The organism is Parafilimonas terrae (assembly GCF_900115755.1).
Lineage (GTDB): Bacteria > Bacteroidota > Bacteroidia > Chitinophagales > Chitinophagaceae > Parafilimonas > Parafilimonas terrae.
The window spans coordinates 46,720-69,685 of the sequence record NZ_FOXQ01000005.1 but is presented as its reverse complement, the minus strand read 5'-3'; the positions used below and the strand labels follow the sequence as shown (position 1 = coordinate 69,685).

The 22,966-nt window shown below is 39.1% G+C and carries 17 protein-coding genes; 10 read left to right on the top strand and 7 right to left on the bottom strand.

Features of this window, described 5'->3' with window-relative positions; all coding sequences use genetic code 11:
- Positions 1-224: 224 nt before the first annotated feature.
- Entirely contained in the window at positions 225-443 is a 219-nt protein-coding gene (locus BM015_RS09710) for a hypothetical protein (RefSeq protein ID WP_143075813.1), read from the top strand.
- Positions 444-462: 19 nt separating this feature from the next.
- On the opposite strand, the gene purB is transcribed toward BM015_RS09710, so the two are convergent.
- Positions 463-1,794, bottom strand: a complete 1,332-nt coding sequence (purB, locus tag BM015_RS09705; protein ID WP_090657795.1) for an adenylosuccinate lyase — start codon at positions 1,792-1,794, stop codon at positions 463-465.
- A gap of 112 nt (positions 1,795-1,906) precedes the next feature.
- On the opposite strand from purB, the gene BM015_RS09700 reads away from it, so the two are divergent.
- A complete protein-coding gene (locus tag BM015_RS09700; RefSeq protein ID WP_090657793.1) occupies positions 1,907-2,650 on the top strand; it encodes a menaquinone biosynthetic enzyme MqnA/MqnD family protein in 744 nt (247 codons plus the stop codon).
- A gap of 29 nt (positions 2,651-2,679) precedes the next feature.
- Positions 2,680-3,810, top strand: a complete 1,131-nt coding sequence (locus tag BM015_RS09695; protein WP_090657791.1) for an acyloxyacyl hydrolase — start codon at positions 2,680-2,682, stop codon at positions 3,808-3,810.
- 5 nt (positions 3,811-3,815) lie between these two features.
- Here the strand turns inward: BM015_RS09695 and hemW are convergent, their stop codons facing one another.
- Positions 3,816-4,937: a radical SAM family heme chaperone HemW gene (gene hemW, locus BM015_RS09690; RefSeq protein WP_090657789.1), complete on the bottom strand. Its 1,122-nt coding sequence runs from the start codon at positions 4,935-4,937 to the stop codon at positions 3,816-3,818.
- A gap of 156 nt (positions 4,938-5,093) precedes the next feature.
- Between hemW and BM015_RS09685 the strand changes: the two genes are divergently transcribed.
- The 7 genes from BM015_RS09685 (at position 5,094) to porN (ending at position 14,051) form a co-directional block, all read left to right on the top strand.
- A complete protein-coding gene (locus tag BM015_RS09685) occupies positions 5,094-6,203 on the top strand; it encodes a DUF4271 domain-containing protein (protein WP_177191864.1) in 1,110 nt (369 codons plus the stop codon).
- A 26-nt stretch (positions 6,204-6,229) separates the two neighbouring features.
- Positions 6,230-7,024, top strand: a complete 795-nt coding sequence (locus BM015_RS09680) for a uroporphyrinogen-III synthase (protein ID WP_090657785.1) — start codon at positions 6,230-6,232, stop codon at positions 7,022-7,024.
- 69 nt (positions 7,025-7,093) lie between these two features.
- Positions 7,094-9,148, top strand: a complete 2,055-nt coding sequence (locus BM015_RS09675; RefSeq protein ID WP_090657783.1) for a thioredoxin domain-containing protein — start codon at positions 7,094-7,096, stop codon at positions 9,146-9,148.
- A 133-nt stretch (positions 9,149-9,281) separates the two neighbouring features.
- Positions 9,282-10,562: a T9SS ring complex lipoprotein PorK/GldK gene (gene porK, locus BM015_RS09670; RefSeq protein ID WP_090657781.1), complete on the top strand. Its 1,281-nt coding sequence runs from the start codon at positions 9,282-9,284 to the stop codon at positions 10,560-10,562.
- Between the two features lie 53 nt (positions 10,563-10,615).
- The gene (gene porL / locus BM015_RS09665; protein WP_090657779.1) at positions 10,616-11,392 is read left to right on the top strand and encodes a type IX secretion system motor protein PorL/GldL; all 777 of its coding nucleotides are present in this window, start codon (positions 10,616-10,618) and stop codon (positions 11,390-11,392) included.
- A 39-nt stretch (positions 11,393-11,431) separates the two neighbouring features.
- Positions 11,432-12,970 (top strand): type IX secretion system motor protein PorM/GldM, encoded by a 1,539-nt coding sequence (gene porM, locus BM015_RS09660; RefSeq protein WP_245751343.1) that lies wholly within the window; start codon positions 11,432-11,434, stop codon positions 12,968-12,970.
- A gap of 10 nt (positions 12,971-12,980) precedes the next feature.
- The gene (porN, locus tag BM015_RS09655) at positions 12,981-14,051 is read left to right on the top strand and encodes a type IX secretion system ring subunit PorN/GldN (RefSeq protein ID WP_090657777.1); all 1,071 of its coding nucleotides are present in this window, start codon (positions 12,981-12,983) and stop codon (positions 14,049-14,051) included.
- Positions 14,052-14,174: 123 nt separating this feature from the next.
- On the opposite strand, the gene uvrC is transcribed toward porN, so the two are convergent.
- The 5 genes from uvrC to lon form a co-directional block, all read right to left on the bottom strand.
- Positions 14,175-15,971: an excinuclease ABC subunit UvrC gene (gene uvrC / locus BM015_RS09650; protein ID WP_090657775.1), complete on the bottom strand. Its 1,797-nt coding sequence runs from the start codon at positions 15,969-15,971 to the stop codon at positions 14,175-14,177.
- Positions 15,972-16,074: 103 nt separating this feature from the next.
- Complete coding sequence (locus tag BM015_RS09645; protein WP_090657773.1) at positions 16,075-17,568, bottom strand: porin family protein; 1,494 nt, start codon at positions 17,566-17,568, stop codon at positions 16,075-16,077.
- A 23-nt stretch (positions 17,569-17,591) separates the two neighbouring features.
- On the bottom strand, positions 17,592-18,167 hold the full coding sequence (locus BM015_RS09640; protein ID WP_090657771.1) for an RNA polymerase sigma factor: 576 nt from the start codon (positions 18,165-18,167) through the stop codon (positions 17,592-17,594).
- Positions 18,168-18,463: 296 nt separating this feature from the next.
- The gene (locus BM015_RS09635) at positions 18,464-20,275 is read right to left on the bottom strand and encodes an ABC transporter ATP-binding protein (protein WP_090657769.1); all 1,812 of its coding nucleotides are present in this window, start codon (positions 20,273-20,275) and stop codon (positions 18,464-18,466) included.
- Positions 20,276-20,558: 283 nt separating this feature from the next.
- Positions 20,559-22,937, bottom strand: coding sequence for an endopeptidase La (lon, locus tag BM015_RS09630; protein ID WP_245751341.1), 2,379 nt, complete (start codon positions 22,935-22,937; stop codon positions 20,559-20,561).
- Positions 22,938-22,966: the final 29 nt, after the last annotated feature.

Here is a 22,966-nt window from a genome sequence, read left to right as displayed (position 1 = left end):
AAATGCTAAAACCTAATAGTAAAAATTATTTGCACAGCAATTACCTCTATACATATTTATAAGCTTTTAATAATTATCCAAATCCGGTATATTCCTCTTTTCAATTTAAACTCAATTTTCAGCACCTCGTTGCTTAATAATTGCATTTTACCTTAATGAGCTTTTTACCCATTGCAATAATTTTCAATTTTGCGCTGCAATTAATAACCTATAAAAATACTATTATGACTTACAGAAAAAGAAACCAGATGCAACATAAAGTGGAACTTTCTACTTTGTTGCGGATTGTAGTAACCAGGAGGCTTATACAACAAAACAAGCAGGCAGAAAAGCAGCTTTTGAACAGCCTGGCAAATGAAGCCATCGAATCTTTAAAAAGGCCGGAGGTTTTAAAAGAAGGATTAAAGCTTACCAAAGCAATAAGCCAGGAGGCGTTTGTTTAATACAGGCATTGGCAAAAAGCTATATGCCTGTATAGTTTTGCGGCGTAATTTTTTTCAGTTCTTTTTTTATTGAAGCGTTTATTTTAAGCCCGTCAATAAATTTATGAATAGATGTTTTATTAATCGCCGCATTACCGCGTGTTAACGCTTTCAGCGCCTCGTAAGGGTTTGGATAATTTTCCCTTCTTAAAATGGTTTGAATAGCTTCGGCCACAACCGCCCAGTTGTCTTCAAGGTCGTCATTCAGTTTTTGTTCATTCAGCAGCAGCTTGTCCAATCCTTTTTCAATTGACCGTATTGAAATAAGCGTGTGTGCAACAGGGACACCGAGATTTCTTAAAACAGTAGAATCAGTGAGGTCTCTTTGCAAACGGCTTACAGGCAGCTTTGCAGCAAAATGTTCAAATATAGCATTGGCCATTCCCAGGTTTCCTTCTGCATTTTCAAAATCAATCGGGTTTACTTTATGCGGCATGGCCGATGAGCCTACTTCATTCTTCTTTACCTTCTGTTTAAAATATTCCATGCTTATATACATCCACATATCGCGGCATAAATCAATCAGAATATTATTAATGCGTTTTATGCCATCAAAATAAGCTGCGAAATAATCGTAATGTTCAATTTGTGTGGTGTGTTGAAGGCGCTGCATGCCGAGGCTTTCTATAAATTCATTGCCAAATTTTAACCAGTCAGTTTTTGGAAATGCAATTTTATGTGCATTAAAATTGCCGGTGGCTCCGCCGAATTTTGCTGCAACCGGAATTTCGGATAATAGTTGCACCTGGTTTTGCAAACGTTCAACAAAAACCATAAACTCTTTTCCGAGTTTTGTTGGCGATGCAGGCTGCCCGTGTGTGTGGGCCAGCATTGGAATGTTTTTCCAGCTTTCAGCAAGCGTGTTTATTTTTTTCTGGAGATTGATAACAGCAGGCAGATATTCCTGTTCCAAACAGTTTTTCCAACTTAGCGGTATAGCTGTATTATTAATGTCCTGTGAAGTGAGCCCGAAATGCACCCATTCCTTTTCAGCAGCAATGCCTGTTTTCTCCATTTCCTGTTTCAGAAAATATTCAACGGCTTTCACATCATGATTGGTAACTGCCTCAATTTGTTTTATTTGTTCAGCATCACCCAGGCTAAAGTTTTCTGCAATGGCATTCAGTTTTTGTTTCGTCTTTGCATCGAGCTTAAAAAACTTTTTTTCAGACAGAAAAATAAAATAACGTATTTCAATAAGCACGCGGTATTTAATTAAAGCATACTCTGAAAAATATTCATCAAGTTGTGCAACCTGCTTGCGATAGCGGCCATCAACCGGGGAAATGGCAGTAAGATTATTAAGTTCCATAATTTGTCAGTCCATCGTCAATGGCCAATATCAACAGCATCTTTTTTAACTATTGACTGTTGACTATCGGCTGCCGACTGTTTATTTTTGCACGCAAAATTAATTTAAACAATTGAAGAAGATTAAAGTTGGGGCAGTAAGTTATCTTAATACAAAACCTTTATTATTTGGAGTAGAACATTCAGCCGGGTTAATGCAGCAAATTGAACTCATAAAAGAGTATCCTTCCAAAATAGCAAGACAATTGGTTGATGGCGACATTGATGTGGGCCTTGTGCCAGTAGCAATAATACCACAGTTAAAAGAATATCATATTGTTTCAGATTATTGTATTGGCGCGGAAGGCAATGTGGCTTCCGTTTGTTTGTTCAGTGATGTGGAAATAGATAAGGTTGAAAAAGTTTTGCTCGACTATCAAAGCAGAACTTCAGTTAACCTTTTTAAAGTATTGCTGAAAAATCACTGGAAAAAAAATATTGTGATGGAAGATGCGCAAAAAGATTTTTCAGAAGACATTAAAGGTACAACGGCAGGCGTTTTAATTGGCGACCGGGCATTGAAGCAAAGAAAGAAATCAAAATTTATTTATGATCTTTCCGGCGAATGGATAGCCATGACAGGTTTGCCGTTTGTGTTTGCAGCCTGGATAGCTAATAAGGAATTGCCTGCAGATTTTCTTAAATTATTTAATGAAAAAAATGCAGAAGGCATTAATAACATTGATGCTGTATTGCAGAATGTTTCCTGTGATTTCTATGATATGCATACGTATTACACGCAGAATATTTCTTATAAAGTTTCAGAAGAAAAATTAAAAGGGATGCATTTATTCCTTGAACTGTTGCAAAAACTTTAATTGTTTTTTACATTTGAAGCTACTCGCCTATGCTTCTACGAAAACTGTTGCTGTTTTTTTTGCTTGCTGCATTCATAAATACCAATGCACAAAAGAGATATAATACTGATAGTTTAAAGCAGGTTGTGTTAGCGGCCCGCTATCATTTTGGGTTTATGTTTGCCCACAGTGTTCATGTAGAAAATGTAAAAGGTGTGAATCCTTATGGTTTTGAACTGGAGTATTCGCATTTACATACTGATAGTATTATAAAGAACAGGTACAATTCTTATCCGCGTACCGGCTTCAGCTTTACTTACACAAATTATAACCGTAATTTCTTAGGACAGGCTTATGCCTTATCTTATTTTGTTGAACCAAATTTTCGTGTTGGCAATAGTTTAAAATTATTGCTGCGTGCAAGCGGCGGGCTGGCTTATTTTACCAATCCTTATGATGAAATTAAAAACCCTTTCAATCATAGTTACAGCACGCATATTAACAGCTATCTCCAGTTAAACCTTGGCCTTTCTTATCCTGTCAGTAAACATTTTGCTTTATATGGAATGGGTGGTTTTTTTCATGCTTCGAATGCAGGATTTAAAGAACCGAATGCTGGTGTAAACTATATCAATGCATCCATCGGGTTGCAGTATTATGCTTATTCCACCCGGCTGCCTGTGTACAAACATGCAAGTGATACTTCGTGGCGCCATCAGCCCATGCATTTTGAAGCAGCCGTATTTTATTCACCCAAAAGCGGGTATAAAAGAGATACGTCTGCTGCAAGAAATTTTTTAATAGGAACATCTGTTACAGCCATAAAGCAAATAAGCAATATTGATGCGCTAACTGCCGGTGCAGAAATTTATTATGATGATGGTTTGCGCAGTACAAAAGAATATGTTGTTGGCGATACTTCTTCTAACACCTTTGCAGGTTTATTAATTGGCCACAGGTTTTTATTGAACAGGTTTACATTTAGCCAGGAGCTTGGCTTTTATATTCATAAGCAAACAAAAGTTTACAACACAACATACCGCGATTTGTATCACACAATTTATCATCGCTGGGGATTAACGTATAACATAAAAAACAGGTGGTCAATAGGTATAAATCTTTTGGCACATAAGCAGGTGGCTGATTTTATTGACGGAAGGCTTATATACAGGTTGAAATAAAATGTTTACCTGAACAGGCCTGCTGCAATGCCATCTGCAAACAACTTTCCTTTTGATGTAAGTATTAACGCATCGTTTTTTCTTTCCAGCAAATGTTGCCGGATAAACCTTTGTGCATCTTTAATAATACCGGCTGTAATTTCTTTATCTGATAACAATTCAAGATGAGGCAATACAATGCCTTCATTTGTTCTTAACGCCGTCATTAAATATTCATTAATTTTTTGGGTTGATGAAAGCTCTTCTTTTTCAAACGGCACGATATTTTTATTAATGCTTTCAATATATAATGCGTTGTTGGAAATGTTCCATTGTCTTGTATTGCCATTAAAGGAATGTGCCGAAGGCCCTAAACCAAGGTAGTGTTTTCCCTGCCAGTAACTGCTATTGTGCCTGCTTTTGAAACCAGGTTTTGCAAAATTTGAAATTTCATAATGCTCATATCCTTTATTTGCGGCCCATTGCATCAATAATTCAAATTGAATGCTTTGCTTTTCTGCATCAACATCTTTCTTTTTCTGCAAATCAATCATTTTTTTTAGTGCCGTATTTGGCTCAACTGTAAGTGCATAGCAGGAAAGATGCGGAATGTTTAATTCCTGCGCTGTTTCAAGGTTTTGCAGCCATTGTTCATTGGTTAAATCAGGTGTGCCGTAAATAAAATCTGTTGAAATATTTGTAAACCCATTTTGCATGGCAAGCTTAAGGCTTTCATAAGCCTGCTGTGCATTATGGGCGCGGTTCATCCATTGCAGGTCGGCTTCTAAAAAACTTTGTGTGCCAATGCTCAGCCGGTTTATACCCGCGCTTTTCCATGCTAATAATTTATGTGCAGTTATATCATCAGGATTTGCTTCCAGTGTAATTTCTGCATCAGGCTCAACATCAAAAATTGAAAACATTTTATCCATTAATAAATTAATATCATCCGGCTGCAGCAGCGATGGCGTTCCGCCACCGAAATAAATTGTTTCAATTTTTTCTTTCAGGTATTCATGCCTTAATATTATTTCATGGGCAATTGCATTTATCATTTGCGGCAGCAGCTTTTGCGAAACAGAGAAATGAAAATTGCAATAGTGACAGGCTTTTCTGCAAAAAGGGATATGAATATAAATGCCTGCCATTGTGTTTTAATAAAGTTGTTTAGGATAAATGCCCGCTGCAAAAATAGTTTAATAAAAATTTAGGCGATGAATGTATAAATGTGCATGCTTGTTTGTTTGGGTAAATTACTTTTGCGCATTCTTTTGAAACATTTATCAGCAATATTATTTTTTTTGATGCTGCCTGTTTTCCTGTTGGCACAGGATACAGGAAGCCGTAAAAAAATTAATGACACCAATGCTCGCAGAACATTGCATGACACCATTATTCCCGGCAAACTAACGGATACGGGCATTCGCAAAAAAAAGAATGATACAGGTATTCAGAAAAAGCTGAATGATACAAGTATCCGAAAGAAAGCGGCTGATACTGTTCAAACGAACCAAATAAAAAAGAATGCTGCAACGCTTAAAGATTCTGGTACGAAAGCTTCTGTTAAGAAAATTGATTCAGTTAAAGATTCAACGCGTGTATTAATAATTAAACCAAATAGTGCAGATTCATTACAGCGCGATTCGCTGCAAAGAGATTCGCTTAAACATGATTCGATAAGGCTGGCTGCAATAGCTGCTGCAAAAAAAGATTCAGCCCCAGCCAAAAAAATTAAGTTAATGCCCGGCATAGAGAAAGCTGCTACTAACTCTGATGAAATTTTTTATATCCTCATTTTTATCCTGTTCTTTCTTTCACTTATAAAAGCTGCATTTCCCAAATATTTCGACAGCATTTTTACATTGTCTTTCCAGGCAACTTTCAGGCAAACACAAACACGGGAGCAAATGGCGCAAAACTTTTTTCCTGCCTTTATGCTGAACATATTGTTTGCTTTATGCGGTGGCATTTTTATTACTTTATATGCCGGGTCTGAAAAATGGTCATCACTGCCTTTTTGGGAATTATTTGTTTATTCTACAGGCATTTTATTATTGGCATACAGCGTAAAATATCTTGTTATAAGTTTCACAGGCTGGGTATTTAATGCAAAGGAAGCGGCCACAGAATACAGGTTTGTTGTTTTTCTTGTAAACAAACTGCTTGGCATACTGGTTATACCGCTTTTGTTTTTAATAGCTTATTCAAGCGACGGAATAAAAAGCATAGCCATAACAATAGTGTTATGCCTGGTAGTTTTTTCGCTGGCAGTAAGATATATTGTTTCATTAGCCCGCATCCGCAAAAACCTTAGTGTAACCGCGTTTCACTTTTTTGTTTACCTTTGCGCTGTGGAAATAATACCGTTGCTTGTCATTTACAAGGTTTTATTTCAGCAAACCAGCATTAGATAAATTATTATATAAATCGAGCACTACGCATGATTAAAAACGGTGAAAAGAAATCTACTGGTAAAGGATCCGTACAAGTTTTAATTACTCAGCCAAAGCCCGAGAGCGAAAAATCTCCCTACTTTGAATTAGAACGCAAGTATTCAGTTAAGTTAACTTTCCATCCATTTATAAAACTTGAAGCTATTTCAGCAAGGGAGTTTCGTAAGCAGAAGATTGATATAAATGTATATTCAGCAATAATATTTACAAGCCGCAATGCTATAGATCATTTTTTCAGGATGTGTGATGAAATGAAGGTTTCTATTAGCCAGGACAATAAATATTTCTGCATTACTGAGGCTGTGGCACTCTATCTTCAGAAATTTATTCTTTACCGCAAACGCAAGGTTTTTTATGGCACCGATGGTACCAATAAAAGCATGTTTGATGTAATTAATAAACATAAAGAGAACGAGAAATTTTTATATGTGTGCAGTGAAAATCAGCAGGACAATGAAATTGTAGGCTGGTTGAAAAATAATAACTGCGATTTTCAGCTTGCATTCATGTACCGCTCCGTGAGCAACGATGTTCGTGTGGTGATGGACTCTAATAGTTTTGATATTATCTGTTTTTTTACGCCAAGCGGTATTCGCAGCCTTTTTGATAACTATCCAAAGTTTATACAAAACGGAACTTTAATAGGTGCCTTTGGAAACAACACTGTTAAAGCCGGCGAAGCGGCGGGTTTGGAGGTTGAGATTAAAGCTCCGGCGCCACAAACTCCAAGCATGATTTCTGCATTGGATAATTATCTTTCTTCCAAATCAAAAAAGAAGTAAGAACTCTATAAAGCTTTAAAAGATCCCGTTAAAGCGGGATTTTTTATTTTTAGAAGAAACGGATTCAACATGACTCAGCATAAATACACCAATAATCTTATAAACGAAACAAGCCCTTATCTGCTGCAGCATGCGCACAATCCTGTAAACTGGTATGCCTGGGGTGAAGAAGCGCTTAAAAAAGCAAAGGAAGAAAATAAGCCGGTATTGGTTAGCATTGGTTATTCTGCCTGCCATTGGTGCCATGTTATGGAACGCGAAAGTTTTGAGGATGAAGCAACCGCGCAGATAATGAACGAGAACTTTATTAATATTAAGATAGACAGGGAAGAAAGGCCGGATATTGATCATATTTATATGGATGCCGTACAGGCGCTTACAGGCAGTGGCGGATGGCCGCTAAATGTTTTTTTAACACCAGGCCTGATGCCATTTTATGGCGGAACCTATTTTCCTCCAAAACCAATGATGAACCGCAATAGCTGGCAGCAGGTTTTGTTGGCCATTTCCAAGGCTTATAATGAAAGAAGCGGTGATATAACCAAACAGGCAGAAACGCTTACACAGCATTTGCAGAAAGCCAATAGCCTGGATTTAAATAATGCAGCTCCTCCAATAGGTAAAACAACAACAAATGCAATTGCAGAGAACCTTATAAAAGTTGCAGATGGGGAATGGGGCGGTTTTGGGCAGGCGCCAAAATTCCCGCAAACATTTTCTATATTGTTTTTGCTCCGTGATTATTTCTTTTCCGGGAATGAGCGGTCATTAAAAACAGCGCTATTATCCCTTGATAAAATGATGATGGGCGGCATTTACGATCATCTTGGCGGGGGTTTTTGCCGGTATAGTACCGACAGGCGCTGGCAAATTCCGCATTTTGAAAAAATGCTGTACGACAATGCTTTGCTGATTGATGTTTATACAGAAGCTTATCAAGTCACAAAAAATAATGCCTACGCAAAAGTTGTAGCCGAAACAATCGGTTTTGTTGAAACTGAATTAACTGATCCTGAAGGTGGATTTTACAGTGCACTTGATGCAGACAGCGAAGGCGTTGAAGGAAAATATTATGTGTGGAACAAACAGGAAATTGATGAACTTCTGGGGGAAGACAGTGAAATATTTTGCCAGGTATTTAATATTTCAGAAACAGGTAATTGGGAAGACGCCAATATTTTGTGGCAACCTGAAACCCCGGAAGCAGTAGCAGCTTCCCTGGGAATAAATAAAGAGAAACTTGCATTTCTACTTGAAAATGCGAAAGGAACTTTATTAAAGGCAAGGCAAAAACGTGTAAAGCCGGGGTTGGATAATAAAGTGCTGCTATCGTGGAATGCGTTGATGTTGACTGCTTTATGCAAAGCTTACGCTGCATTCGGCAATGAGGCCTATTTAAATCTCGCCCAAAATAATATTGCTTTTATTGAGAAATACCTGTTTCATTCAAGCGATAGCGTCTTATTGCATAGCTGGAATAAAACGGCCAACCCGCAACCTGCTTTTGCAGATGATTATGCCGCACTCATAAAAGCATATATCTTGCTGGCACAGGTAACCGCAAATAATGATTATTTATTGAAAGCCAAAACTTTATGTGAAAAATGCATTGAGCTTTTCAGCGACAGGGATAACCGCTTTTTTTATTTTACTCCTGTTAACCAAAAAGATGTGCTGCTTCGAAAGATTGAGTTATATGATGGCGCCACACCTTCCGGCAACGCATTGATGGCTGAAAATCTGCTCAAACTTTCCGTTTATTTTGATTTGCCCGAATGGAGGAAACGGTCGGAAGATATGATTCTGTATATAGGCAACTTCGCCGGGAAATACCCGGTTTCTTTCGCCAGATGGAATTTAAATATGCTTTTATTAGTATATGGTTTGAAAGAAATTGTGGTAATGGCGGAAGGTTATACTACTTTGGTAAAGAAAATTTTGAGGGAGCACATTCCTTTAAAGGTTATACAGGGTGCCGGCCAGCCGGACGAAGAATGGCCTTTGCTTAAGGGAAAAGTAATTTTACCAAATCAAACTAAAATATATATTTGTGAAGATTATAACTGTCTTCAACCTGCAGGCAGCTTTGAGGAATTTAAGAATCAATTAATTAAAGATTTATAACAAAAAGTTTCAACCAACAAAATAATTTGTGTTATTAAGCGTTGATATTTCTTATGCAGAGCCGGATAAAAATAATTTTAACATCTGCAATTGATAATCATATTCAAAAATTTGCCAGAAACAAGGAAAACGGATGAAAAACCAAAGCTTTGTAATATTACTTCTTGCTGCTTTATCAACAGCTGTGGTTAGTTGTAATAAATCGGGAAAGTCGAAATCAATCGCTGGTGATGGTCAGTTGCATGGTGTGGCGCCTGCTGCAAGAAGCAGTATGACGCGGCCGCTTGGCATGTCTTATATTCCGCCGGGTACATTTCACATGGGGCCCAGCGATGAAGATGTGAATTATAACTTCACTGCACGCAATAAACAAGTTTCTATCAGCGGGTTTTGGATGGATAAAACAGAAATTACCAATAATGAATATCGCCAGTTTGTTTACTGGGTAAGGGATTCGCTTGCAGCCGTTCGCTTAGGATTTATGAAAACGGGAACAGGCGGCGATACTGCAATTGACTGGAAAAGAGCCGCCTCCATTAAATGGGGCGATAAGGGAACCCTCGAAAAACTGAACGATCTTATTCTCACTCCTGATAACAGGTTATATGGTAAAATGGATATAGACCCTGATATGATTGTTTACAATGTTCAGGGTTTTAATTTAAAAGAAGCGGCAAAAAGGGAAAATGCAGGCCGTCCGCGTAAAGATTTCATCTATCGCTATAATCAAAAAATTTACCCCGATACATTATGCTGGATGAGGGATTTCTCTTATTCCTATAATGAACCGATGACCAAAAGATATTTCGCCCACCCTTCTTACGGCGAATATCCGGTAGTAGGCGTAAACTGGAAACAGGCAAATGCTTTTTGCCACTGGCGCACCCATTATCTCAACAGTTATCTGGAAGGTCATAAAAAAGCGCCGGAAAGCGATTTCCGCCTGCCGTCAGAAGCAGAGTGGGAATATGCAGCAAGAGGCGGCCGCACACAATCTATGTTTCCATGGGGTAATTATTATTTGAGAAATAAGAAAGGGTGTTTGCTGGCCAATTTTAAACCTGGCCGCGGCAATTATCCTGAAGATGGTGGTTTTTATACAGTTAGGGCAGATAGCTACTGGCCAAACGATTTTGGCTTATATAATATGGCCGGTAATGTTTCTGAGTGGACAAACTCTTTGTTTTATGAAGGTTCGTATAATTTTCAGCACGACATGAACCCGGATGTTCAGTGGAATGCGCTGGATACAGATCCTCCAAGCATGAAACGCAAGGTAATAAGGGGCGGAAGCTGGAAGGATGTTGGTTTTTATCTTCAAACCAGCACCCGGCAGTATGAATATCAGGATACCACCAAATCTTATATAGGGTTCAGGTGTGTTATCGATCTTCCGGCACAATACAGGAAATAGTAAAAATTCAATATCATATAAAAAGGTAAAACCCTTCAATAAAAAATAAAGTTATGGCAGCCGCAATTCCTCCAAAAGTTAGCAGAGTCGTTGACATCTTTGTATCCATAGCAGCAGCAGTTGTTATATGGGGTGCATTACAAAAATTATTACATACCGCATCAGCAGATTTCTTCCTGAAACTGGGTTTGGGCACTGAAGCTGCGGTATTCCTGGTATATGGCATATTATATATGTATTATCCGGCTATAGACGATCACCAGGTAAAGCTGGCTGGCGCTGCGGCCGCGGTGCCACAGGGAAACCCCGCATTAAAAACGATGGAAAAAATGCTTGAAGAAGCAGATATTACGCCTGCAAACCTGGGCAAGCTGAGCGCCGGTTTTCAGAAATTGGGCACCACCGTTGAAAAAATGGGTGAAATAAGCGACGTGGTAAAAGCCACCGGCGATTATACCCAAAAAACAAAAGAAGCAGCGCAGGCGCTCGATGCCGTTAAAAGCGCATATTCCGGCATGGCCAATTCAGCTAACTCATTCAACAATGCTTCTGAGGGCGCTAAAGTGTTTCATGAACAAATCCAGGTTTTAACGAAGAACTTATCTTCTTTAAATACTATTTATGAGTTGGAATTACAGGAAAGCAATAATCATCTTAAAGCGCTTAACCAGTTTTACGGAAAGCTGAATGAAGCCTCCAATGCCATGAATACAACAGCTACGGATGCAATAAAAGCCAAAGAGCAAATTGCAACGCTGGCAAATAACCTTGGCAGGTTAAACCAGATATATGGCAATATGATTAGCGCAATGCAGGGTGCAAAGGCATAATAATTTCAACTTTAAACAAATTACAGATACTGATTTTTTATGGCATTACCTAAAGAGCCACGGCAAAAAATGATCAACCTGATGTACATAGTGCTTACAGCATTGCTGGCGCTAAATGTATCGGCTGAGATTTTGAATGCTTTTAAAACAGTTGACCATAGCTTAACGGCAGCAAGTGCAACTATAGAACAAAAAAATAAAAACATTTTTGCAGCATTTAATGAGGCTTTAAAAGATGAGAGTACAAAAACCCGTGCAAATGAATGGTTTCCTCTGGCACAACAGGCACAAACAAGGTCCGAGAGCGTAATAAATTATATAAGGGGATTGAAAGACAGGGTATTACATGCAGCAGAATGGAACCCGGAAGACAGTACTTTTAAAGAAGATGACCTGGAGGCTGCTACAAGGGTAATGACTGACCCGGGAAAGGCCGGCGATTCATTACATATTGAGCTGGGAAAATTAAGGTCTGAACTATTGGGAATGATCACAGACCCCGTGGCAAGGAAGAGGTTTGAGGCATCATTACCTATTGATACCACTATCTTCAAAACAAATAATAAGGCTAATCAGAAAGACTGGTCTGCCTCTTATTTTTATATGACACCGGCAGTAGCCGCCGTAACCATCCTCAGCAAATTTGAGAATGATGTTAAGAACAGCGAAGCCATGATGGTGGATTATTTTTACCAGCAGGTTGGCGCTGTAAAACAGGTGTTCAATACTTATCAGCCGCTGGTTGGGCAAAGCTCAAGTTATGCCATGCCTGGCCAGGAAATAACCATTACCGCTGGCATTGGTGCTTATAATAATAGCCCTGAAACTCAGCCTAAAGTAACGATTGATGGGGCTACTGCCTCATTAAATGCAAATGGTGTAGCCGAATATAAGTTCACTGCAGGTAGCGCGGGTTCTTACACAAAGCATGTTGTGATTTCTTATTTTAACCAGGCTACAGGCAAACAGGAGCAGGCAACTTATGATGTACCTATTACGGTGGGTTCTCCAACAGGTGCTAGTGTAAGTGCAGATGCAGTGAAAGTATTTTATAGAGACCTGGATAATCCAGTTACTATAAGTGGCGGGAGTGTTGGTGATGAAAAGGTACATGTGAGCATGAGCAATGGAACCCTGACAAAAACAGGTGCTGGAAAATATATTGTTCGTCCCGGAAAAGCTGGAACGCCCGCAGTTATAACCGTTAATGCAGACGGAAAGGCAAGCAGCTTTGAATTTAAGGTGAAAGATGTTCCCGATCCAATCGGTAAAGTGGGAATAAATAAAGGCGGACGTATGCGTGTAAATGATTTTAAAGCGCAGCCTGGCGTTCGTGCAGATTTAGAGAACTTTATATTTGAAGGAGTAAAATTTAATGTTACAGGTTATACAATTGTTTTAACCGGGGCAGGGTTCCCGCAGTTACAGTTCAGGGATGTAAAAGGTGCAAGCTTTTCTCCCATACAAGACTTGATTGAGAAGTGCAGGCCGGGTTCTACTGTTACGATTGATAACATTGCTGCTGCCGGTCCAGGTGGAACAAGAATATTGCCGCCAATTGTGTTTAACTTATATTAATTAAGATATTATGAAGCGTATTGCAGTTATATTGTTGTTGGCCTTTGCGCTTTGTGCGGCTAATTATGCCGATGCACAAAGGCCTGTTCAACGCAGGAACAATTATGGCGCGCCGGAGCAGCAGGCAACTCAGCAGAATAATTCTGATCCGGATACCAGTATAAACGGGAATAATCAAACTCCCTCTAATTATGGCAGTCCTGATAACAATGCCGGTGTTGGTATTGATACTACATTGCCTATGGAGGTTATACAAAGCAGCAATAACGGGTTATTGGACAGCACAAAAATGTCTTTACGTACTGATGGCATTTTTGAAAAAAACCTTATCAGGGAAAGAATACCACTTCCTTATGAGAATATAAGGGAAGATGATGCTGTTTATGTAGTGAGGGTTTGGCGGGAAATTGATGCAAGGGAAAAAATGAACCAGACATTCCGGTATGCGGGTGTTGAAGATAATGGCAGCCAACGCTTTATTTCTATTCTTTTAAAAGCTATAAAAGACGGCACTGTAACTGCATTTAGTGCAGATGACGACAGGTTTACAACACCTATTACAGCCGATGATGCCATTAATGCTTTTGGCGGCGGTTCTGATACGGTAAAAGTTTATGATGATGATGGTAACGTTAAAGGCTACCAGGTGCGTGCAAAGGCAACAGACCCGGATTCTATTTATAAATTCCGCCTGAAAGAAGAATGGGTGTTTGATAAGGAAAGCAGCAAGCTTTATGTAAGAATTATTGGAATTGCACCGGTAATTCCCTACAAGTTATCAACCGGTGATGTAATTGCCAACAGCGACAGGCCGGTTTGGTGGGTTTACTATCCCGACCTCAGGCCGATACTTGCCAAGTATAATGTATATAATGCAAAAAACATGAGTGCCGGCATGACGTGGGAAGAACTGTTTGAAAGCAGGCTGTTCACCAGTTATATTGTTCAATCTACTATTGATAATCCTTATAACCTGCCTTTATCTGCTGTATATCCAAACAATACTTTGTTCAGATTACTGCAGGGCGATAAGATTAAGGATAAGATATTTAACTATGAGCAGTCGCTGTGGAGCTATTAATAAAATAAAATTAAACTTATTATAAAAAAAATTGATAAAAGAGAAAGTTGTTACATACATTTGTAACGGTTTTTCATAGGATATTGGATTTTAAAACGGGGCCGGATTTTCATCCGGCCCCCTTTAATTAAAATAAGCCTTAATAATTTCAGCTTTCGATTTGCCTACGGCACTTTGCAATTCATCAAACGATGCTTCTTTTATTTTCTTTACCGATTTAAATTGCTGCAGGAGCAATGTTGCTGTTTTTTCACCAATGCCTTCAATATTTTCCAATTCATTTTTAAAAGTTCCTTTTGAACGTTTATTGCGATGAAATGTAATGCCAAAACGATGCACTTCGTCGCGTATTCTTCTTATAAGGTTAAGGCCTTCGCTGTTCCATGAAAGTTTTATAGATTCTGTATCGCCGGGAAAGAAAATCTCTTCCTCATTTTTTGCAAGCCCAACAACAGTGAGTTTTCCTTCCAGGTTTAATTCATGAATGCTTTCCATTGCAGCGCTTAACTGCCCTTTGCCGCCATCAATAATCACCAGTTGCGGCAATGGCTGCTCTTCATTTATTAAACGCCTATATCTTCTGAAAACAACTTCTTTCATGGTAGCAAAATCATTAATGCCCTTTACTGTTTTCACATTAAAATGCCTGTAATCCTTTTTGCTTGGTAACCCGTTTTTAAAACAAACCATTGCAGATACAGGATAACTTCCCTGGAAGTTGGAATTATCAAAGCATTCAATATGTGCAGGCAATTCTTTTAAACCAAGGCTTTGCTGAAGCTCCAGCAAAACTTTATGCTGCGCTTCATTATTTTGTTCAAGGTGCAATGTCTTTTGCCTTCTTAATTCCTGCCTGAAATATTGCACATTCGTTTGCGACAGTTCTACCAACTTAAGTTTATCTCCGCCTTTTGGCACTGTTATAATGGTATCTTCTCCGGGATAATCAATCGCAAATGGAACTACTATCTCTGCAGCTGTACTGTTGAAATTTTCCCTTAACTGTGCAATGGCAAAAACCAGTATATCGCTTTCAGTTTCTTCAAGCCTTGCCTGCAATTCTACGGTATGTGTTTGAATGATTGTTCCGTTTTGAACCATCAAATAATTTACAAATGCAACATCTGCTTCTTTAACTATACTGAAGACATCCACATTGGTTAAATGCCTGCTTACCACAACGGAACGTGCCTGGTATTTTTCAAGATGGTCAATTTTTTTACGGATCATTTCGGCTTTTTCAAAATCAAGGTTAGCCGAATATTCATTCATGATGATTTTATATTTTGAAATTACAGGCGCCATATTTCCCTTAAGTAACTGGCGCACCTGCATAAGGCCTTCGGTATAATCTTCCTGCGACTGCAATCCCTCGCAAGGCCCTTTACAATTGCCTAAATGATATTCAAGACAAACCTTAAATTTTTTTCTTTCTATATTTTGTTGGGTAAGATTAAGCTTGCAGGTACGCAGCGGAATGTATTGCCGTATAAAGTTTATAAGTTCTCTTACCTTGCCTGCTGAAGTAAAGGGCCCTAAATATTCAGAGCCGTCGTTTATCCTTTTTCTTGTAAGAAAGATGCGTGGAAAAGGTTCTTTTTTTATAATGATATACGGATAAGATTTATCATCTTTTAAATTGATATTAAACCTTGGCTGAAATTCTTTTATCAGCGAATTCTCCAGCAGGAATGCATCCTGTTCAGAATGAACAATTGTAAATTCTATGCGGTGAATGCGGTTAACAAGTTCATGCGTTTTATAGCTGGTAAATGTTTTAGTGAAATAAGAGCTTACCCTTTTTCTTATATTTTTTGCTTTTCCCACATATAGCAATTCATTATCGTTGTCGAAGTATTTATAAATACCCGGCTTATTGGGAAGCGATGATGAAATTGCCTGAAATGCTTTTGCATCCATAGTTTGCAAAAGTAATTCACCGAATAAAGAATAATGCTACAGGCATTGTTAAGGCTTGAATGCAGTTGAAAATAACAGGAAGTTTGACAGCGTTTTCCGGAACTTATTTAAGTTGTTTTACAACGCCGATCTTCACACCATAGTTGAGCAGGTATTCCTTGTTAGGATATTTGTCCACAAGGGAAGGCAGCATTTGATAACGTAACTGAGGGCCAATCTGCCAGCGATAACTTCCGGTAGTATAACCCAGGAATGTTTCAAGATTGGCATTTACATTCCAGTTGCGCACATAGGCAGACCCGTCAGTATAATTTTTATAATTTGAAGAAATGATAAGAGGTTGTTTGTCGAATGTATAAGTTGGCTGAATAGCAGTTCCTAAACCCCAGGTAAACCTGCCACGGTTTAAAATATTCCATTCTATACCTACAGGCATTGATAATTGAAAATAACGGTTTTTAATAGTAAGCGGCCTGGTGCCTGAAACACTTCTTAAACTGGATACTGTGTTAACCGTACTTGAATATGCGCCTTCGTCCAATACAACGGCTGCAGGCTCATCTTTGTAAGAAAATGCGTTTATCTTATACTGGCTTATATTAAACTGAAAGCCTCCTGTGAGTGTAAATTTATTGTTCAGCTTATAGCCAAGGCCTAACCCTGTTTCGTAACCAAGCGCGGGACTATGGTTAATAGCAATTGAAGGATCAATGCGAAGGTCAGACTGTAAAGAGGCGCTTGAACTTTGCTTAACGGGCTCCCTGTTTTCTTTAATTCTGCGGTAGCTTACAGCAGGCGCTATATAAAACCTGAAATCGAATTTTGATGAGCCTTTGCCAAGATCTTTTAAAGAAGGCAGCAGGTCCTTATGCTCCGGCAAAACCCTTAGGTCAAGATAATCATAATTAAAATCATTTTTGCCGGACAGAAAGAATGCAGCACCGCCTGTAGAAGCAGGCAAAGGGTCTGAATTTAGTATGCCCCTTAACCTTGAAGTAACATTGAAAAAGTAATTGTCAATATTCCTGAATGTAAATGAAGGCGAAGTTTCGTTTGTGCCGGCGTTTGTTGCAACGCTGTTCCTTTCAGCAATAATTACTGGCTTTACGCTTCCCGAAGTTTCAGGCGTTGAGTAAGCATTAGCATGTTGAATATTGGCAACTGTAATATTGGTTCCTGTTATTTTTATCTGATCTTCAATTGCAGCTAATTGCAAAGCAATGGCATTATCAATCCTTATTTTTTCTGCAACGGTGTTTATAGAGCGGGCAGTAAGCTGTTCTACTGCATAGTTATTGGCGAGTTGAGTGTTGTCTTTTGCCTGATCATTTGCTTTGCTTATTTCATCCTGTGGGCTTTGCAATGAAAATGCAAAGTTTGGTGTTATGGCATCAGGAGCCGGCTTATTAAGAAGCGTGCCTATTAAAAGCCCTGAAATAATCAATACGGTAAAAACAGAAAGCGCCGGCCATTTTTTTGGTGTATGCACTTTGCCACGTATGTTTTGCCAAACACGGTCAGAAGGATACATCCTGTGGCTGCTTACCTGATCTTTAAGGTATTCTTCAAAATCGTCCCTATCGTTAGAGTCGTGCATTGCTCCTTTTATAATGTTCAGTACTACTTAAAAGCTGCGGTTAGAGAATATGTTTCAGCAGGCTTTTCAATAATTTTCTTTTTAATAAGAATTGTTTCCAGCATTGTTTTGGCCCTGGTGCATTGGCTGCGGCTTGTGCTTTCTTCTATATCCAGCATCTGTGCAATTTCTTTATGACTGTAACCCTCAATTGCATATAGGTTTAAAACAGTTCTGTAACCAATTGGCAACAGCCTTATGCATTCAACCACCTGGCGCACCATCATTAAAGAAGGAACAGTTTCTTCTTTCACCTGCACATCTGTAACATAAGCAAGATCGAGGCTTTCATTGAACTTCTTATGCTTTTTCAAAAAGTTGATGCAGGTATGAACTATTATTCTTCTTATCCATCCTTCAAAAGAACCAGAATTGCGGAAAGACTTTATTTGTGTAAACACTCTTATAAAGCCTTCCTGCAGCATGTCTTCAGCATCTTCCCGTTTTTGTGCGAAACGATAACAAACCGAAAGCATTTTGGGACTGTACCGGTTATACAACTCCCGCTGTGCAACCGGGTCGTTATTTAAACAGCCGGTTAAAATAGATTGTTCCGTCATGCAGGTAATTTAATTACCCACCAAGATAGACAAATTATAAATGCAAAGTGCTGCAAATCACAAATCTTAATGCCTATCGCAGTGGTTTTTAATAAAGAATTTTTTTGAAATTTCTGAAAGTTGTTTGAATATTAGTTTCACCAGTCTCATTACCACCCATGCAATAAAGCAGGTAAGATTAAGCATGGGATAAGTTGCATTAATTCATCTGTAGATATTTGCTCTTCATCATCGCCTCACTATTGTATGTATAAGTCTTTTCATTCAACAACTATTTCATGAAATGCTAACACAAGTTAGGCAGGCTGTTTTGAAGCAGCAAATTTTCTTTCACCAATTTGCTGGCGCCACATGGCATAGTATAAGCCTTTTTCTTCCAGCAATTCATAATGAGAGCCTGTTTCAACTATACGGCCTTTTTCAAGCACATAAATCCTGTCGGCATGCATAATGGTGCTTAACCTGTGTGCAATTAAAACAGTTACCTGTTCTTTCATTTCCGATATCTGCTTTATGGTTGAAGTTATTTCTTCTTCTGTTATTGAATCCAGCGAAGAAGTTGCTTCATCAAATATCAGCAAATGTGGCTTGCGCAATAAAGAACGTGCAATGCTCAACCTTTGTTTTTCACCACCGCTTAATTTTAATCCGCCTTCGCCAATTATGGTGCTAATGCCGTTATCAGCTCTTTCCAGTAAGTTCTGGCAACTTGCTTTGTAAAGCGCATCCAGCAGATCTTCATCACTTGCACCGGGGTTTACGAATAAAAGATTCTCTTTTATAGTGCCCGCAAACAATTGTGTATCCTGCGTTACAAAACCAATTTGTTTTCTTAAATCTTCCAGCGCTATATCATTACTGTCAACACCATTATAAAACACATTGCCCGTTTGCGGATGATATAAGCCAACCAGCATTTTTACCAGAGTGCTTTTACCTGCGCCTGAAGGGCCAACAAAAGCAATCGTCTCGCCTTTTTCTGCATTAAAGCTTATGTGGTCAAGCGCTTTGTATTGCGCTGTTTGATGTTTAAATGAAACCTCTTTAAAACTTAATCTTTCAAGGTTGCCGATATGTACCGGTGAAACGGGCATTCTTTCCGCAGGCCTTTTCATTACATTATCAAAATTCATCAGCGAAGCTTCGGCTTCACGGTAAGACATAATAATGTTGCCTATTTCCTGCAACGGGCCAAAAATGAAGAATGAATAAAAAGTAAGTGTCATTACTTGTCCTGCAGTTAATTGTCCCCTGAAAACAAGCCAGGCTAAAGTGAACATAATTACCTGCCGCAAAAAGTTTACAAATGTGCCTTGAATAAAACTCAGCGTTCTTATGCTTTTTACTTTTCGCAGTTCAAGCCCAAGAATTTTATAGGTGTTTTTATTCAGCCGGTCAACTTCCTGGTTGGTTAAGCCAAGGCTTTTTACCAGTTCTATGTTGCGTAGCGATTCTGTTGTTGAACCAGCCAGCGCATTGGTTTCTGTAACAATATTTTTTTGAATGAGTTTTATTTTCCTGCTTAAAAAACTGGTAAGCCATGCAAGCGCTGCAATGCCAAGCGTATAAATGGGCATGATAGACCAGTGCAAACTGAAAGCATAAACACTTACGAAAATAACACCTACTATTATGGCGAATAAAACATTGATGAATGATATGATAAACTTCTCTGTATCGGCCCTTACTTTGGTTAAGATGGAAAGTGTTTCACCGCTGCGCTGGTCTTCAAAATCCTGGTAAGGCAATAGCATGGAATGTTTTAATCCATCGGTAAAAATCTTTGCGCCAAATTTTTGCACAATAACGTTGGTGAAATAATCCTGGAAAGCTTTGGCAATTCTTGATACCATTGCCACGCCCACGAAAATGCCAAGAAAACCAATTACGCCCCATACAAATTCATTGGTTGTTCTTGTGGCAGTTTTAATAAAGTTTTTCTTTGCATCAAAGTATCCTATATCAAACGGGTGCGTAAGAAATTTATCAAAGAATTTCCCGAAGAAATAGGGATCGAGCATGGAAAAGCTTTGATTGATAGCTGCCAGCAACAGCGCTAATGCAACCAGCCATTTATATGGTTTTAAATATTGAAGTAAAATTTTCATTGAACAACTGTTTACTGATGTTTTTAATGAATGTTAGCTAAATGCAATTTCATAAAATTAGCTGAAGGATATTGGTAGTATTGATATTTCAGTGAAGCCTGAGCTGCCGTAAGAAACTACAGTACAAGTGTTGCGACGCAACAGGCAATGCCATGAAATACTATAGCCGGTAATCCAAATAAAAAATAAATGCGCAGCACTTATTTTGTGCTTTAAGGAATTCGCGAAATGAGCGTGCCCTCCTAAACTTACATTCCCGTTTGACGATTCACAATTCACGTCATCACACCAATGCAATATCAAGTACCTGCTGCATGTTTTTCACATAATGAAACGTGATGCCTTTTATAAAATTGCTGTCAATTTCCTTTACATCTTTTTCATTAAGATAGCACATTAAAATTTCACGAAGCCCGGCGCGTTTGGCCGCAAGCACTTTTTCCTTTATGCCGCCCACAGGCAGCACCTGGCCGCGTAATGTAATCTCACCCGTCATGGCGAGATATGGTTTTATTTTACGGCCTGTAAATGCAGATGCCAGCGAGCTCAACATAGTAACTCCTGCGCTTGGCCCGTCTTTTGGGACCGCGCCTTCAGGCACATGTATATGAATGTTTTTCTTGCTGAAAATAGTTGGGTCAATACCGTATTTTTTGGCATTGGCTTGCAGGTAACTAAAAGCCGTTGAAGCGCTTTCTTTCATCACATTACCGAGGTTGCCTGTAAGTTTTAATTCGCCTTTGCCTTCGCTTAAAATAGATTCAATAAAAAGAATATCACCGCCCACATACGTCCAGGCGAGGCCAACTGCAACGCCCGGCATATTAGCTGTTTTATAAATTTCGTTGCTGTATTTCTGCGTGCCTAATATCTTTTCAATATCATTTAAAGATATGGTGGGCGAAACCCTGCCACGCAACGAAAATTCCTTTGCCTTGTTGCGCATAATGGCCGCCAGTTGCCTGTCTAATTCACGCACGCCGCTTTCCCTTGTATAGTTTTCTATAACCTTTTGTAAAACCTTATCGCTTATTTTAAGTTTGGATTTGCCTAAACCATGCGCCTCTTTTTGCTTGGGCACAAGATGGCGCTGTGCTATCTGAATTTTTTCTTCCACGGCGTAACCGCTCAGGTCAATTATTTCCAAACGGTCGCGCAGTGCAGGCTGTATGTTTTGAATATTATTGGCTGTGGCAATGAATAATACTTTGCTCAGATCGTATTCCAGTTCAAGATAATTATCATAGAAAGTATTATTCTGTTCGGGATCTAATACTTCCAGCAAAGCAGAAGAAGGGTCGCCCCGGAAATCAGCGCCAACTTTATCAATTTCGTCCAATACCATTAAAGGATTGGATGATTTTATTTTCCTTATGTTTTGAATAATGCGGCCGGGCATGGCGCCGATATAGGTTTTGCGGTGGCCACGTATTTCACTTTCATCATGCAAGCCGCCTAAACTTACCCGCACATATCTTCTGCCAATGGCATGCGCAATGCTTTTGCCCAGCGATGTTTTGCCAATGCCTGGTGCGCCGGTAAAACAAAGTATCGGGCTTTTCATATCGCCTTTTAATTTAAGAACGGCAATGTATTCAAGAATGCGTTCTTTAATTTTCTTCATGCCATAATGGTCTGCATCCAGCACTTTGGCGGCGTGCTTCAGGTCGTAATTATCTTTTGTATATTCCTGCCATGGCAGGTCAAGCAATAAGTCGAGGTGATTATAAATAACAGAATAATCCGGCGTTGTAGGATGCATTCTTTCCAGCTTGGCAATATTGCTTTTAAACATATCCTTTGCCGCTTCACTCCATTTCTTTGTTTCCGCTTTCTTCTTCATTTCGGCAATTTCCCTTTCGTTGGTATCGCCGCCCAGTTCGTCTTTTATGCTTTTTAACTGCTGCTGCAGAAAATATTCACGCTGCTGTTTATCAATCTCCGTGCGGGTTTTAGTGGTTACCTTATTCTTTAGTTCTGCGAATTGCAGTTCTTTATGTAACAACTCTATCAGTTTTTCTGCACGAAGTGTAAGATCGTCAATCTCCAGCAGGTTTTGCTTTTCGCTTACATCGCTGTTTAAATTGCTGCTTACGAAATTGATGAGAAAAGAAGGGCTTTCAATATTTTTAAGGATGATAGCCGCTTCCGCCGGCATGTTTGGCGAAATCTGTATGATTTGCGATGCCAGGTCTTTAATAGAAGCCAGGTGCGCATCAAAATTTTCTTCAGGCGAAACTTCGTTCTCGGCCAGTACCTGCACAGACGCGGTATAATAAGGTTCGGTTTGAATAATTTCTGTTACGCTAAACCTTTTCTTTCCCTGGATAATAATGGTGGTGCCGCCATCGGGCATTTTTATCAGCTTCACAATTTTGGCTACGGTGCCAATTTCACACATATCTTCCGGCCCGGGCTCTTCCACATTGGCATCTTTCTGGGAAAGCACACCAATCAGTTTATCGCCTTTATAAGCTTCGTTTACCGCTTTAATGCTTTTATCGCGGCCCACGGTTATCGGCAAAACAACACCCGGAAATAATACCGTATTTCTTAAGGGCAAAAGCGGAAGCGTATCTGGAACTACCAGGTTTTTATCCTGGTCGTCATTTTCGTTGATGGGTATGATGGGCAAAAAATCTGCATCTTCATCACTAAGCATAAATTTATTCATATTCCTTTCAAAAGTCA